General features: G+C 61.3%; 14 protein-coding genes. 8 read left to right on the plus strand and 6 right to left on the minus strand.

Annotated elements, in window-relative coordinates; translation table 11 throughout:
• The first annotated feature begins 5 nt into the window (after positions 1–5).
• From GM655_RS00640 to GM655_RS00675, 8 genes are read left to right on the plus strand one after another with little or no spacing between them, the layout of a single operon-like run.
• Positions 6–914, plus strand: a complete 909-nt coding sequence (locus GM655_RS00640) for an ABC transporter permease subunit (protein ID WP_155432725.1) — start codon at positions 6–8, stop codon at positions 912–914.
• The gene (locus GM655_RS00645; RefSeq protein WP_155432726.1) at positions 914–1762 is read left to right on the plus strand and encodes an ABC transporter permease; all 849 of its coding nucleotides are present in this window, start codon (positions 914–916) and stop codon (positions 1760–1762) included. The genes GM655_RS00640 and GM655_RS00645 overlap by 1 nt, the downstream gene beginning before the upstream one ends.
• Before the next feature lie 27 nt (positions 1763–1789).
• Positions 1790–3262: a DUF3138 family protein gene (locus tag GM655_RS00650; RefSeq protein WP_155432727.1), complete on the plus strand. Its 1473-nt coding sequence runs from the start codon at positions 1790–1792 to the stop codon at positions 3260–3262.
• 23 nt (positions 3263–3285) lie between these two features.
• Positions 3286–4773: an aldehyde dehydrogenase gene (locus GM655_RS00655; RefSeq protein ID WP_155432728.1), complete on the plus strand. Its 1488-nt coding sequence runs from the start codon at positions 3286–3288 to the stop codon at positions 4771–4773.
• A gap of 8 nt (positions 4774–4781) precedes the next feature.
• Positions 4782–6155, plus strand: a complete 1374-nt coding sequence (gene glnT / locus GM655_RS00660) for a type III glutamate--ammonia ligase (RefSeq protein ID WP_155432729.1) — start codon at positions 4782–4784, stop codon at positions 6153–6155.
• A gap of 1 nt (position 6156) precedes the next feature.
• Complete coding sequence (locus tag GM655_RS00665) at positions 6157–7455, plus strand: NAD(P)/FAD-dependent oxidoreductase (RefSeq protein WP_155432730.1); 1299 nt, start codon at positions 6157–6159, stop codon at positions 7453–7455.
• A 29-nt stretch (positions 7456–7484) separates the two neighbouring features.
• The gene (locus GM655_RS00670) at positions 7485–8819 is read left to right on the plus strand and encodes a glutamine synthetase family protein (protein ID WP_155432731.1); all 1335 of its coding nucleotides are present in this window, start codon (positions 7485–7487) and stop codon (positions 8817–8819) included.
• A gap of 10 nt (positions 8820–8829) precedes the next feature.
• Positions 8830–10191, plus strand: coding sequence for an aspartate aminotransferase family protein (locus GM655_RS00675; RefSeq protein WP_155432732.1), 1362 nt, complete (start codon positions 8830–8832; stop codon positions 10189–10191).
• Between the two features lie 82 nt (positions 10192–10273).
• Here the strand turns inward: GM655_RS00675 and panB are convergent, their stop codons facing one another.
• The 6 genes from panB to GM655_RS00705 form a co-directional block, all read right to left on the minus strand.
• Positions 10274–11125: a 3-methyl-2-oxobutanoate hydroxymethyltransferase gene (panB, locus tag GM655_RS00680; protein WP_155432733.1), complete on the minus strand. Its 852-nt coding sequence runs from the start codon at positions 11123–11125 to the stop codon at positions 10274–10276.
• Between the two features lie 100 nt (positions 11126–11225).
• Positions 11226–11741, minus strand: a complete 516-nt coding sequence (gene folK / locus GM655_RS00685) for a 2-amino-4-hydroxy-6-hydroxymethyldihydropteridine diphosphokinase (RefSeq protein ID WP_155432734.1) — start codon at positions 11739–11741, stop codon at positions 11226–11228.
• A 14-nt stretch (positions 11742–11755) separates the two neighbouring features.
• A complete protein-coding gene (gene pcnB / locus GM655_RS00690; protein ID WP_155432735.1) occupies positions 11756–13168 on the minus strand; it encodes a polynucleotide adenylyltransferase PcnB in 1413 nt (470 codons plus the stop codon).
• Positions 13161–13832 carry a histidinol-phosphatase gene (locus tag GM655_RS00695; RefSeq protein WP_155434042.1) on the minus strand — a complete coding sequence of 224 codons (672 nt, stop codon included), beginning with the start codon at positions 13830–13832 and terminating at the stop codon, positions 13161–13163. The genes pcnB and GM655_RS00695 overlap by 8 nt, the downstream gene beginning before the upstream one ends.
• On the minus strand, positions 13832–14518 hold the full coding sequence (gene hda / locus GM655_RS00700; RefSeq protein ID WP_155432736.1) for a DnaA regulatory inactivator Hda: 687 nt from the start codon (positions 14516–14518) through the stop codon (positions 13832–13834). Before hda ends, GM655_RS00695 begins: the two co-directional genes overlap by 1 nt.
• A 48-nt stretch (positions 14519–14566) precedes the next feature.
• A complete protein-coding gene (locus GM655_RS00705) occupies positions 14567–15649 on the minus strand; it encodes an AI-2E family transporter (RefSeq protein ID WP_155432737.1) in 1083 nt (360 codons plus the stop codon).
• Positions 15650–15704: the final 55 nt, after the last annotated feature.

The following is a 15704-nucleotide window of genomic DNA, read 5'->3' on the forward strand; positions in this document are numbered from 1 at the left end:
ACGCCATGAAGAAAGCTCTCACCCATGCTTTGAGTCTGCGCTGGATTACGGGACGGCGGGTGGTTATCGCCGTGCCATTCCTGTGGCTGACCTTTGCCTTCCTCGTGCCGTTCCTGATCGTGATGCGCATCAGCTTCACGGAATCGGATGGCGGCAATCCGTTCGGCACCCTGATGACTATCGTCGACGGGGTGATCACGCTCAAGGTCAAGATCTCCAACTACCTGTTCATCGCACAGGATGACCTGTATGTGATGACCTATCTGAGTTCGCTCAAATTCGCCGCCATCACCACAGTGCTGTGCCTGATCATCGGCTACCCGTTCGCCTACTTCATGGCGCGTTCGCGCACCACCCTGCGCCCTGTGCTGATGATGATGGTGATGCTGCCGTTCTGGACCTCCTTCCTGCTGCGTATCTACGCATGGAAGGGCATCCTGGCCAACAACGGCATCCTCAATCACATCCTGATGAGCCTGGGCGTGATCGGTGAACCGCTGCACCTGATGAACACCCAGTTCTCGCTGATCATCGGCATGGTGTATGCCTACCTGCCGTTCATGATACTGCCGCTGTACGCCAATCTGGTGAAGATGGATATCCGCTTCCTCGAAGCGGCCGCCGATCTCGGTGCCACACCCGTGCAGACGTTCTGGCGCATCACCGTGCCGCTGTCGAAGTCCGGCATCATCGCCGGTTCCATGCTGGTGTTCATTCCGGCCGTGGGCGAGTACGTGATACCGGAACTGCTGGGTGGTCCGGAAACACTGATGATAGGCCACGTGCTGTGGGATGAATTCTTCACCAATAACGACTGGCCGATGGCCTCGTCGGTGACGGTGGTGGTGATATTGCTGATCCTCGTGCCGATGGCGATCTTTAACAAATACAAAGCCGAACAGGAGGCCCGCTAATGAGTGGAAACTGGTTACAGCGCTGGTTCGGGCGCGGCTGGCTGTCGATGGGCTATCTGTTCCTCTACCTGCCTATCATCGTACTGGTCGTATTCTCGTTTAACAGCTCACGGCAGGACATGATCTGGAGCGGCTTCTCGACGCGCTGGTACACGGAACTGCTGAACGATACGGAAATCATCAGCGGCTTCTGGCTGTCGATCCGCATCGCCGTGCTGACGGCCTGCGCTTCCGTGGTACTGGGTACGTTCGCTGCATTTGTGCTGAACCGCTACCAGCGCTTCTACGGCCGCACACTGTTCTCGGGCATGGTCAGCGCACCGCTGGTGATGCCGGAAGTGATTATCGGCCTGTCGCTGCTGCTGATGCTGGTGTCGGTACAAAAACTGTTCGGCTTCCCCGAGCGTGGCCTTACCACCATCTGGTTGGGGCATACGCTGCTGGGTATGGCCTATGCGGCTGTGGTGGTGCAATCGCGTCTGCAGGAGATGAGCAAGTCGCTGGAAGAAGCGGCCATGGATCTGGGCTGCAAGCCCCATCAGGTGTTCTTCCTGGTCACGCTGCCGAATATCACGCAGGCACTCGGTTCGGCGTGGCTGCTGACTTTCACGCTGTCGCTTGACGATGTGGTGCTGTCGGCCTTCCTGTCCGGTCCCGGCTCGTCCACCATGCCCATCGTGATTTTCTCGCGCGCCCGTCTGGGCCTCGATCCGCGCGTGAACGCAGTCGCAGCATTAACGATATTGGTAGTTTCCATCGGTGTGGTTGCTTCGAGTTTGTATATGGCGCGTGCCGAGCGCCTGCGGCAGAAACAGATTTCCGCTGCCTTCAAAGCAGATAACGAGTAACGCTTACAACAATCATAAGGAGTAGCTATGCACATACTGAAGAAAGTCGTACTGGCCCTGGCCGTTGCTTACCCAGCGATTGCTGGTGCGCAGACCAATAAGGAGCTGAAGGCCGAACTCGAAGCACTGAAGAATCAGGTCAAGCGGCTGGAAGCCCTGATCGAGAAGACCGGTGCACAGGCCCAGCAGGCCAGCACGCAGGCGGTGCAGGCCAGTACCCAGGCAGCACAGGCCAGCACTCAGGCTGCCGAGGTCAGCGCCAAGGTAGCGCAGGCGGCCGATAACGGCGTTGATCCGGCCGAGTTCAATCGCATCCGCATCAAGACCGAGGCCATGGAAGACGCCACCGAAGCCAATGGCTTCAAGGGCGTGAAGATTTCCGGTTATGTCGATCCGACCTATATGTATAACCGCAATGCGAAGACCTCGAGCTTCGTTTTCCTGAACAATAACAGCGCGGTCAACGGCTCGACCGAGACCTTCGGCTACGACAATACCTTCTTCGGCAGCGGCATGCTGAACTTCGAGAAGGAACTGGAAGGCGGCACCAAGGTCAAACTGACCATGATGCCTAGTAAGAGCGCGGGCGCAGGCTACAACTTCGGCAATCTGGTGCATGAAGCTACGCTGGTGGTGCCGCTGGGTGACCTGAACACCCGCTTGATCGCTGGTCAGTGGGCTGACTGGACCGGCTACGAGCTGATTCCATCGAACCAGAACAAGCTGATTACCCACAACCTGCTGTTCGACTTCTCGGCAGCGAACTTCTACACGGGTGCCGGTATGGAGTTCGTCAACGGCCAATGGGATACCAAGGTATTGGTGGGTAACCTGAACCGCTCGCGCATCGATACGGGCAAGCGTGAAACGCCGGGCCTGTTCTACCGCGTCGACTACGCCAAGGGCGAGTTCAATGGTTTCGGCTTCTCCGGCATCCACGCCGGCTTTGACGACCATGACCAGTTCGGCCGCCTCGACCTGATGGAAGTGGATGGTTACTTCACCCGTGGCGACTGGAACGTGCAGGGCCAGTTGTCGTATGGCCGCCAGAAGGCTACCGACTACAACGCCTATAGCGGCAACGGCACCCACTGGTTCGGCCTGTCCGGTCTGGCGTCGTACAAGATCACGCCACGCTTTGAAACCATCGCCCGCTTCGACTACATCAACAACCGCGGTAATGGCGGCGGCGTATTCGGTTCGACCTTCGGCGGTGTCTGCAAAGACATCACCGGTGCCGATGCCAACTGCCCGGATGGCCGCAACGGCTTCGGTTCCAGCATGATGTTCGATGGCAGCAGCTGGGTGGTCTCCGATCCTACGCAGGGTACGCGCCGTTACGCTCTGTCGCTGGGTGTGAACTATGCGCTGATGCCTGGCGTGAACGTGAAGGGTGAATACCGCTACGACCGTTCGTCCGGCAATGTGTTCAAGACGTTTGATGAAAGCTACCGCAAAGACAACCACGTGCTGGGTGTTTCGACGGTGGTCAGTTTCTAAAAAAGAGAGTAGTGGAGGCGAAGATGACAGCAACATCGTGGCATGAGCGTGCAGCACAACTGGAAATCGATGGCCGCGCCGTAATTGGCGGCCAGCGGGTATGGGCTGTGGCCGGACAGCAGTTCGAAAATCTGTCTCCGATAGATGGACGCAAGCTGGGTATGGTGGCACGCTGCGATGCTGCCGATGTTGATGTCGCCGTCGCCGTGGCGCGCGCTGCATTCGAAGACCGGCGCTGGGCGGGCAAGTCGCCTGCGCAGCGCAAGCGCGTGCTGATCAAGTTTGCCGATCTGGTGCAGCAGCACGGTGCCGAACTGGCGCTGCTGGAAACGCTGGACATGGGCAAGCCTATCAAGTACAGCCAGAGCGTGGACGTGGGCGCGACGGCCAACTGCCTGCGCTGGTATGGCGAAGCGATCGACAAGGTATATGACGAAATCGCGCCGACGGCCGATAGCAGTCTGGCGCTGATTACGCGCGAGCCGGTGGGTGTGGTGGCTGCCATCGTGCCATGGAACTACCCGATGATCATGGCGGCGTGGAAGATTGCGCCGGCACTGGCAGCGGGTAATAGCGTGGTGCTTAAGCCGTCGGAAAAATCGCCGCTGACGGCCCTGCGTCTGGCCGATATCGCACTGGAAGCCGGCATACCGGCTGGTGTATTCAATGTGCTGCCCGGCTATGGTCATGAAGCCGGCGCAGCGCTGGCGCAGCATATGGATGTGGACTGCATAGGCTTTACGGGGTCCACCCGTGTGGGCAAGCAGATCATGCAGATGGCTGGCCAGTCCAATCTGAAGCGGGCGTGGACGGAGCTGGGCGGTAAATCGGCCAACATCGTCTGTGCTGATTGCCCCGATCTGGATGCGGCCGTGGCAGCAGCCATCGGCTCGATCTATTTCAATCAGGGCGAAAGCTGCAATGCGCCTTCGCGCCTGTTCGTGGAAGCCTCCATCAAGGACCAGTTCATCGAAAAGGCGCTGGCGATGATGCCGAGCTACCAGCCTGGCGATCCGCTCGACGAAGCCACCGTGATGGGCGCGATCGTCGATGCAACCCAGATGAAGACAGTGCTCAGTTATATCGAAGCGGGCAAGGCTGATGGTGCCCGCCTGCTGTCGGGTGGTCAGCAATCGCGCACGGCCAGCGGCGGCTACTTCGTCGAGCCTACGCTGTTCGACGGCGTGAACAGCGAGATGAAAATCGCGCGGGAAGAAATCTTCGGCCCTGTATTGTCGGTGCTGAGCTTTACCGACCTGCAGGACGCCATCAAACAGGCGAATGCCACCTCCTACGGCTTGCAGGCTGCCGTGTGGACGGCTGATCTGTCGAAAGCCATCCAGACGGCGCGTGCGCTGCGTGCCGGTACGGTGCACGTCAATCAGTACGACGGTGACGATATCACCGTGCCGTTTGGTGGCTACAAGCAGTCGGGCAATGGCCGCGACAAGTCACTGCACGCCTTTGATAAATATACCGAGCTGAAAACCACCTGGATACAGATCGGCTGAGAGTTCCCATGAATCGCACCACTTCGACTACCCGTTCCGTCACCGAGCAGCAGCGTGAGCTGGCCGCGCAAGGCATCAAGTATGTCTTCGCCCAGTTCACCGATATCCATGGCGCAGCCAAAGGCAAGCTGATACCGCTGGCCTATCTGCCCGATATCGTGGCGCCCGGTGCGGGCTTTTCGGGGCCGTCGATCTGGGGCACGGGGCTGCCGCGCAACGGCGCCCGTTCCGAATACTATGGCCGTGCCGATCTGGCCACGCTGCAGCCTATGCCGTGGATGCCCGGCTATGCACGGGTGGCGCTCGATGGCTATGTGGCAGGCGAAGCTTTCGATGCCTGCCCGCGGCAGGTGCTGCGCAAGCAGGTAGCGCGGTTGGCGCAATATGGCTGGACGCTGAATGCTGGTCTGGAACCGGAATTCTTCCTGCTGGAGAAAGGCGCCAAGGGCTACGATGCCGAAGCTGGCGATACGCTGGAAAAGCCTTCGTACGATAGCAAGAGTCTGATGCGCAAGCGCGATTTCCTCGATCAGCTCAGTACTGGGCTGGATCAGTGCGGGCTCGGTGTATTCCAGATCGATCACGAGGATGCCACCGGCCAGTTCGAGGTCAACTACCGTTACGCCGATGCGCTCAAGGCGGCCGATAACTTCATGCTGTTCAAGATGGCCGCGCATCATCTGGCCGAGGAACAGGGCATGCTGTTCTCCATGATGCCCAAGCCGTTTGCCGACCGTCCCGGTAGTGGTCTGCATTTTCACCTGTCGCTGGCCGATGCGAGCGGCAAACCGCTGTTCGCGCTCGGCGCAGGTGAAACGGAGCAGGGCGACCATGGGCTGGGTCTGTCGTCGCTGGCCTATCAGTTCATGGCAGGGCTGCTGCGCCATGCGCCAGCGCTGACGGCGCTGTGTGCGCCGACGGTGAACTCCTACAAGCGTTTGATGTGCGGCGAGTCGCTGTCCGGCACTAGCTGGGCACCAGCGTTTATCGGCTATGGCGAAAACAACCGCACGGTGGTGGCGCGGGTGGTGTACCAGCGTATTGAATGGCGGCTGCCTGATAGCTCGGCCAATCCCTATCTGGCGCTGGCCGGTGTGATTGCTGCAGGACTCGACGGGATCGAGAACCATCTGGCTGCGAGTGCGCCGGTTAATCAAGATGTGTACGAAATGTCGGCCGCGCAGCGTGCCGAACTGGGGTTGCAGATGCTGCCTCAGAATCTGGGTGCAGCCGTCGCTGCGCTCAAGGCTGATACGGTGCTGGCCGATGCGCTGGGCACCAGTCTGGTCAAGGAATTTACCTCGCTCAAGCAGGCGGAATGGCTGGAATACTGCCAGCACGTGAGTGCGTGGGAAACCGCCCGATATCTGGATCGATACTGACATGCTCCTGAAAAGAGAAGTGCACCTGACGCAGAACTCTTATTACGAGGCTAGCGTCTCCCGACCCACGCCTGAAGCTTCGCTAAAAGGCGCAATTCGCGCCGATGTCTGCGTGGTGGGGGCTGGTCTGGCCGGACTTTCCGCTGCGCTGGAACTGCGTCAGCGCGGCTTCACGGTGGCGCTGCTGGAAGCCAAGACTGTAGGCTGGGGTGCCTCGGGCCGTAACGGCGGGCAGTTGATCGCGGGCTATGCCAGCGATGACGCGATCGAGTCGCAACTTGATGCAGCGGCAGCGCGCGAGGCGTGGCAGGTGACAGTGGATGCACTGGCGCTGGTACGCCAGCGGATCGCCGACCACCAGATCGATTGCGACTTTGTGCCCGGTTATATGAGTCTGGCCGTGAATGCGCGCAAGGCGCGCGAACTGGCCGGCTATAGCGAGCAGCTAATGCAGCGCTATGGCTATGCCGTGCAGCCGATTGCGCCGGCCGATGTGGGCAACTGGATTGCCAGCGACCGTTTCCACTCGGGCGTGTATGACCCGCAGTCCGGCCATCTGCATCCACTCAAATATACGCTGGGAATAGCAGCGGCGGCGCGCGCAGCCGGGGTGCAGATTTATGAGAATACGCCCGTGCACAAGGTGCACCGTGCCAACCGCCCCGTGGTGCATACGGAGCAGGGTAGCGTGACCTGCGACTTCGTGGTCATGGCCGGCAATGTGTACCTGAACGAGTATGGCAACGCGGTAGCGCCTGAACTGGCGCCGCGCATCATGCCGGTGGGGACCTACATCATCGCGACCGAACAGATGGCACCGGAACGGGCGGCAGAACTGATACGCCATCGTGCTGCCGTCTGCGATACCAATTTCGTGCTCGACTACTTCCGCCCGACGGCCGACCACCGCATGCTGTTCGGGGGGCGCGTGAGTTATAGCGGTGCCACGCCGCTGAATCTGGCCGGCTCCATGCGCCAGCGCATGCTGTCCGTGTTCCCGCAACTGTCCGATCTGGCGGTGCCGTATGCGTGGGGCGGCTTTGTCGACATCACCATGAATCGCGGGCCCGACTTCGGCCGGCTCGATCCGAATATCTACTACCTGCAGGGCTTCTCCGGCCACGGACTGGCGCTGACAGGCATGGCTGGCCAGCTTGCTGCGCAGGCGATAGCAGGGCAGGCCAGCCGCTTCGATTTACTGGCGCGTCTGCGCCACCACAACTTCCCCGGCGGCGCAGCGCTGCGCACTCCGGCCCTCGTACTAGGCATGCTGTATCACAGGATTAAAGATTTGATGTAACCAATTGATGTAACGACGGGAGACGTAAAATGGAGCAGGTCATGATGGATTTTCTGCGTGAACGTAATATTCACGAAGTAGAGTGTGTGATAGCTGACATGACCGGCATCGCACGCGGAAAAATACTCCCCAAGGACTTGTTCCTGAGCGAAGGCGAAATGCGTTTGCCCAAGAGCGTGTTGCTGAATACGGTGAACGGCGAACAGCCCAACAACCTGCCGTATGTAGGGGCGACTGATCCCGACATGATCTGCAAGCCGGATCTGGCCACACTGCGGCAGGTGCCGTGGGCGGCCGAGAATGTGGCGCTGGTGATTCACGACTGCCAGAATTTCGATGGCTCGCCCGTCGGCCTGTCACCACGTGCTGTGCTGCGCCGTGTGCTGGCACTGTATGCGGCGCGCGGCTGGCAGCCCGTGGTGGCGCCCGAGATGGAGTTCTATCTGGTCGCGCGCAGCAGCAACCCGCATGAACCGCTGGCACCACCTCTGGGCCGCAGCGGCAAGCCCGAATCCGGCCGCCAGTCGTATTCTATCGATGCGGTGAATGACTTCGACCCCTTCTTCCTCGAACTGTCGACCTTCTGCAAACAGCATGATCTGGGCGTGGAAACGCTGATCCACGAAGCTGGTGCAGGCCAGATGGAAATCAACTTCACCCACGGCGAGGCGCTGGAACTGGCTGACCGCGTGTTCCTGTTCAAGCGCGCCGTACGCGAGACAGCACTACGTCATGGCATCTTCGCCACCTTCATGGCCAAGCCCATGGAGACAGAACCGGGCAGCGCCATGCACATTCACCAGAGCGTGCTGGATAAGGATGGCAACAACATCTTCACGACGGAGACGGGCGAAGCCAGTCCGCTGTTCTTCAACTATATCGCGGGGCTGGAGCGTTATACCTCGGCAGCCACGCTGTTGCTGGCCCCCCATGTGAATTCCTACCGCCGCCTGTCGCGCTTCATGTCGGCGCCGACCAATGTGCATTGGGGCTATGACAACCGCACCTGCGGTATCCGTGTGCCGAACTCGAATCCGCGCAACCGGCGTGTGGAAAACCGTGTGCCCGGGGTGGACGTGAATCCGTATCTGGCCATGGCGGCTACGCTGGCTTGTGGCTATCTGGGCATGCTGGAAGGCTTGCAGCCGTCCGATCCTACCTACGGCAGCGCCGAGCATGTGCACGACCAGTTACCACGTAATCTCGAAGACGCCATCATGCGTCTGCGCGAGTGCAAGCCGCTCAGCGAAATACTGGGCGAGCTGTTTGTACAGGCCTTCTGCGAGGTCAAGGAACTCGAGTTTGCGACTTACAGCCGCGTGATCAGTTCGTGGGAACGCGAACACCTGATGCTGCTGGTGTGAGGAGAGCGCCATGCATACACCTCGCACAGGTCTGAACTGGCAGCGCGCGCAGGCGCTGGCCGCCAGCGAACGCGCCAGCTATATGGTGCGCAATCCTATCTCGGCAGGGCTGGCACAGCAGGCCGGACAGCACATGCTGTTCGGTGTGCCCATGCACTGGATGAACGACTGGTCAACGCCGTTCGCGCTGACTGTGGCCGAAGCTAATGGTGCGCGCTTCCGCGATGCAGACGGCCATGAGTACACCGATTTCTGTCTCGGCGATACTGGCGCCATGTTCGGCCATGCGCCGCCTGCTGTAGCGCAGGCGATCGCGCGTCAGTCGGCACGCGGCTATACGGCCATGCTGCCGTCGGAAGATGCGGCGCCTGTGGCAGCCGAACTGGCACGCCGCTTCGGCCTGCCGTACTGGCAGTTTGCCTTGTCGGCCTCGGATGCTAACCGCTTCGTGTTGCGCTGGCTGCGTGCGGCCACAGGACGCAGCAAGATACTGGTGTTTAACGGCTGCTACCACGGCACGGTGGACGATGTGTTTGTCGATCTGGTGGATGGCGTGCCCACCCAGCGTGACAGTCTGCTGGGGCAGGTCTATACGCTGACCGAGCAGACGCTGGTGGTGGAGTTTAACGATCTGGCGGCGCTGGAAGCCGCGCTGGCGCAAGGGGATGTGGCCTGCGTGCTGGCCGAACCCGTGATGACGAATATTGGCATGGTGCTGCCGCAGCCCGGCTACTGGGAAGCGGCGCAGGAAATCATCCGTCGTCATGGCAGCCTGCTGGTGATCGATGAAACCCATACCATCAGCAGCGGGCCCGGTGGCTACGCACAGGCGCATGGCATCGCTGCCGATGCGCTGGTGGTGGGCAAGCCGGTAGGTGGCGGCATACCGTGCGCCGTGTACGGCATGACGGCGGCACTGGCGGCACGGGTGGAGCAGGCCAAACGTACTGCACCGGCAGGGCATTCCGGCGTGGGCACGACCCTGAGCGCGAACATGTTTGCCATGGCCGCCATGCGCGCCAATCTGGAACAGGTGATGACACCTGCGGCCTATGACTATATGTTTGCGCTGGCTGCACAGTTAGCCGATGGTCTGCGCGGCGTGATTGCGCGCCATGGTCTGCCGTGGTGTGTGACGCAGGTGGGCGCGCGCACGGAGTTCCAGTTCTGTCCTGTGCCACCAGTGAATGGCACGCAGGCACAGGCCATACTCGATAGTGAACTGGAACACATCATTCACCTGTATCTGCTGAACCGCGGGCTGCTGATTACGCCGTTCCACAACATGCTGCTGGTGTGTCCGTCGACGACGGGCGACGATGTGCAGCGGCTGGTGGCGGCGTTCGGGGAGTGTGTGCAGGCGTTGCTGTAGCTAGCGCTGCGTTCTGAATAGTGAGTGACCAGCTAGAGCGGAGTAGATGCGTCTAGCTGGCTTTAGCGTGCTTTAGAGCGACTTAGAAACAGTGTTCCAGTGCTGGGAAGCTGCCGTCTTTGACGGCGCTGACATAGGCGCTGATCGCCGCATCGATGCTGGTCTGGCCGTCCATGAAGTTTTTCACGAAGCGCGCTTTGCGGCCCGGGAACACGCCCAGCAGATCGTGCATCACCAGCACCTGACCGGAGCAATCCGGACCGGCACCGATGCCGATGGTTGGAATGGCCAGCAGGTCGGTGGTTTCCTTGCCCAGCGCGGAAGGAATGGCTTCCAGTACCAGCAGCGTGGCGCCGGCTGCCTGCAGCGCCAGTGCGTCGGCTTTTAGCAGGTCGGCGCTTTCCAGCGTTTTGCCCTGTACCTTGTAGCCACCTAGCTGGTGCACCGATTGTGGCGTCAGGCCGAGGTGGGCGCAGACAGGAACAGAACGCTCGGTGAGGAAGCGTACCGTTTCGGCCAGCCATGCGCCGCCTTCCAGTTTGACCATGTGGGCGCCCGCGCGCATCAGTTTCACGGCATTGTCGAATGCCGCCTGTGGGGTGGCGTAGCTACCGAACGGCATATCGGCCAGCACCAGAGCGGACTTGCTGCCGCGCGCAACGGCGGCCGTGTGGTAGGCCACTTCTTCGACCGTGACCGGCAGGGTGGAGCTGTGGCCATTGCAGACCATGCCCAGCGAATCGCCGATCAGCAGCACTTCCACGCCGCAGCGGTCCATCAGGGCGGCAAAGCTGGCGTCATAGCAGGTCAGCATGGTGATCTTTTCGCCGTTGACGCGCAGTTGTGCCAGCGTCGGACCGGTGATGGCTTTGACGGCCGCAGTCTTGGCCGGTGCAGGCGTCGCGCTGGCGGCAGGCTTCTGGCTCGCAGCCATTTCGTTTCCTTGCAGGTAAGCAGACATGGTAATCCTTTAAAGATGTGCTGACCGCGATAGTGTAGTCCTAACTGCTATCGCGCGCTGTAAAGTCAAGAGATCAGGTGATCTGGTCTATGCGCTGATCGGCCACGGCGGCAGCGTAATGCTGTGCTGCGCCCAGGCCGGGAATATGGATGGCTGGTGCCAGTTCCAGCAGCGGCACCAGTACAAAGGCCCGCTCGGTGATGCGCGGGTGTGGCACGGTCAGCGTGGGCGTATCGATACGGGCATCGGCGTACAGCAGCAGATCGAGGTCCAGCGTGCGCGGCGCGTTGCGGTAGGGGCGCTCGCGGCCATGGGCCTGTTCGATGCCGTGCAGAGCTGCCAGCAGCTCGGCCGCGCCCAGCGTGGTGCTGATACGGGCCACGGCGTTGATGTAGTCGTCGCCACCGGCGTCTATCGGTGCCGTGCGGTATAGCGAGGATGCCGCCATCAGCGTGCAGCCGGGGAGCGCTTGCAGGCGGCGCAAGGCGTCTTCCACCTGCGCGCGCGCGTCGCCCAAATTGGCGCCTATGCCGATGTAGGCAATGGCGAAGGGCAGGCCGCCCTGTTCAGCCATGTTATGGATACTCATGATGCGGCAGCAGCTTAATCGTGCTCGCCGTGGCTGCCGTCACCGCCAGCATTGCTGCCGCCTTCAGCGCCTTCGCCGCCACCTTTGCCGGAGCGGTTACGGCCGCCGCGACGGGGGCCGCGCTTGCGTTTGGCGCCGCCGCTGCCAGCCGGCTGGCTGGCCGCCGTGATCAGTTGTTCGCGCTCGGCCTCGTCGCCCTCGTAAAAGGCGGTCCACCACTCGCCGATCTCGGCATCGATTTCGCCCGAGGCGCAGCGCAGCAGCAGGAAGTCGTAGCCGGCGCGGAAGCGCAGGTGTTCCAGCAGCTTGTACGGGGCTTTGCCGACGCGACGCTCGAAGCGTGGCTGCATGGCCCAGATGTCGCGCATGTCGGAACCGATCTTGCGCTGCAGTGCCAGTTTTTCCGTCTGCGATTCCAGCACATCGTCGGCCGCCAGATGCAGCGCAGGAATGGTCTGCTCGCCCGAGGCGCGGTAGGCTTCCCATTTTTCCAGTACCTGATGCCACAGCAGCGATGCGAACAGGAAGCCCGGCGATGCCGTCTTGCCGGCGTGGATGCGGGCATCGGTGGAATCCAGTGCCAGCGTGACGAACTTGGCGCCCAGCGGCTGCTCCAGCACTACGTCCAGCAGCGGCAGCAGGCCGTGGTGCAGGCCTTGGGTGCGCAGTTGCTGCAGGCAGGCCAGTGCATGACCGCTCATCAGCAGCTTGAGCATCTCGTCGAAGATGCGCGCGGCCGGCACGTTGTTGATCAGCGGTGCCATCACCTTGATCGGTGCGCCCGTATGCGGCTCGATGTCGAATTTGAGTTTGGCGGCAAAGCGCACTACGCGCAGCATGCGCACGGGGTCTTCGCGGTAGCGGGTTTCCGGCTGGCCGATGATGCGCAGCATTTTGGCGCGGATGTCGGCGATACCGCCGTGGTAATCGAGCACCTGCTGGTTGGCCGGGTTGTAGTACATGGCGTTGATGGTGAAATCGCGCCGTGCTGCATCTTCGGCCTGGCTGCCGAAGGTGTTATCGCGCAGCACGCGGCCATGTTCGTCTTTCGGTGCATTGTCCGAACTGGTGCCGCGGAAGGTGGTCACTTCCAGCAAATCCTGACCGAACATCACGTGCACGATCTGGAAGCGCTTGCCGATGATGAAGGCGCGGCGGAACAGCTTGCGCACCTGCTCCGGCGTGGCGTTGGTGGCGATGTCGAAGTCTTTCGGCTTCACGCCCAGCAGCAGGTCGCGCACGGCGCCGCCCACCACAAAGGCTTCGAAGCCGGCTTCCTGCAGCGTGCTGGTAACGCGCACGGCGTTGTTCGACAGCAGACGCGGATCGATACCATGGGCGTCCGGCCCCAGCACCACGGGGGCGCTGGTATCGCGTTCGGCTTTGCTCTTGGTGCCGAGGATTTTGCGGATCAGTTTCTTAATCATTGAATAGGTCGATATGTGGCCAGCCATGTTCGGCGGCGTGCTGTTTGAGTTTGGCGTTCGGATTGGTGGCGACCGGATGGCTGACGATGGACATCAGTGGCAGGTCGTTATGCGAATCGCTGTAGAAGTGCACCGTGCCGAAGTCCTCCAGCTGCTTGCCCATCTTGGCCAGCCATGCTTTGGTGTGGGTGACTTTGCCCGCGCCCTGGGTGGGGGTGCCGAGCAGTTTGCCGGTCAGATTGCCTTCGGCATCGGTTTCCGGCACGGCGGCAATCAGGTGGTCTACGCCCAGCGCCTTGGCGATAGGGGTGGTGACAAACTGGTTAGTGGCCGTGACGATGGCCAGTAGATCGCCCGCTTCGCGGTGTTTCTGCAGCAGCGCCAGCGCGCTCGGACGGATCGCCGGCAGGATCACTTCGTTCATGTACTGCTCCTGCATGGCCGCCAGCCGCTCGCGCGGGAAGCTGGCCAGCGTGCCGAGCGAGAATTCCAGATATTCGACAGGATCGAGTGTGCCGGCCTGATACTGGGCGAAGAAGGCGTCGTTACGGCGCGCGAATTCGGCCGCATCGACAGCGCCTATGCGCACGAGGAACTGGCCCCACTCGTAGTCGGAGTCGATGGGCAGCAGGGTATGGTCGAGGTCAAATAAAGCGAGATTCATCATGCTTGGGCTTCCGCTTGCAACCACTCGCGCAGCAAGGGCAGAGTGATCGGGCGTTGGGTTTGTAGGGAATACTGGTCCAGCGAATCGAGCATGGTCGAAAGTGACCGCATGTCGCGCTGGAAGTGCGACAGCAAGTAGGGTATCACGCCCGGCGACAGGGTCAAGCCACGGGCGCTGGCAGCGGCACTCAGGGCGGCGGCTTTTTCGTCGTCGGTCAGTCCGTGTACCTGATAGATCAGGCCCCAGCCCATGCGGGTGCGCAGGTCTTCACGCACGGGCAGCACGGCCGGTGCTACTGCGCCGCTGCACACCATGTAGGCAGAATTGGCGCGGATTTCGTTGAACAGGGCGAAGGCGTCGATCTGCGCCAGCGGCGAGAGCTTTTCGCAGTCGTCCAGCAGATACAGGTCGACTTCGGGCGAGTAGACGAATTCCGATTCGATCGAGAACGGCGAGATATAGCGCGCGCGCAGCTGGTCCGCCTCGCTGCCGGCGCTGGCCAGCGCCTTGAGCAGGTGGCTTTTGCCCACGCCCTCGTTGCCCCACAGGTAGGCGAAATGCTCGCGCGCGCTGCGGTCGGCGAACTGCGCCAGCAGCGCCACCGCTTCGGCGTTCTGTCCTACCTCGAAGGAGCTGAGGCTGTGCGCCGGGTCTGCGCCTAAATCGAGCACCAGCTGCTTCATGGCACCCGCCTGAATGTGATCATTTGCATAACGTTTTTCTGTTCCACGTCACGCATTATAGAAGCTGCTGCGCAGGTAGTGGCTGCGCAGGTGTTTAAAGGCCACCATCAGGATGGCGGAAGCGGGCAATGCCAGCAGCACGCCGACGAAGCCGAACAACTGGCCGAAGGCCATCAGCGCGAAGATCACGGCCAGCGGATTGAGGCCGATACGCTCGCCGACGAGGCGTGGCGTGAGGAAGAAACCTTCGATCACCTGACCTGCACCGTAGATGATGGCCACGGCCACCATGCCACTCAGGTCGTTAAACTGCAGCACGGCCGAAATCAGCGCCAGTATCAGCCCCAGACCAAAGCCCAGATAGGGAATGAACACCAGCAGGCCGGTAATGATCCCCACCGGCAGCGCTACTTCGAAACCGGCGATGCCCAGCGCAGCCGAGTAGTACACGGCCAGCACCAGCATCACCAGCAGCTGGCCGCGCAGATACTGGGCCAGCAGCGCGTCGACTTCTTCGGCCATGGCCACGGTTGCGCCTATCCAGCGGCGCGGCACGCAGGCGGCGATACGGGCCAGCATGGCGTGCCAGTCCAGCAGCAGGTAAAACAGCACCACGGGAATCAGCACCAGCGTGGCCAGCCAGCCCAGTACGGCCGTGCCGCCGGTGCGGGCGGAATTGAGTATGGTGGTCCAGATTTCGTCGCCGCTGGTGGCCATCTGCTGTGACACCAGCTTCTTGATACCTATGCTGTCGAGGCGGATTTTCACGCCCATTTCCTGCAGGCGTGGGCCCAGCAAGTCATTGATCTTGGCCAGAAACGCGGGGATCTGCGCCTGCATCAGGGGGATTTCCTTTTGCAGTACGGGCACCACGATCAGCACCAGCGTGGTGATGGCGGAGAAAAACAGCAGCATCACCAGCACCACGGCCAGTGCGCGCGGCACCTGCCAGCGGTGCAGACGGACGCGGTGCAGCGCATCGACGCCGGGATTGAGCGCATAGGCGAAAATCGCGGCGGCGAGGAAGGGCGTGAGGATGGGGCCCAGTGTCACCAGCAGGAAGAAAAATGCCGCCCAGACCGCGAGCCAGAATGCTGTTTGCTTTTGCTCTAGCGTGAGGGGAAATGGCATGGAGTGTGATTTAGATAGTTAAAAACGGCTGTGGCGCTAGGCATTTTGCTAAAAT

The organism is Pseudoduganella danionis (assembly GCF_009720775.1).
Lineage (GTDB): Bacteria > Pseudomonadota > Gammaproteobacteria > Burkholderiales > Burkholderiaceae_D > Rugamonas > Rugamonas danionis.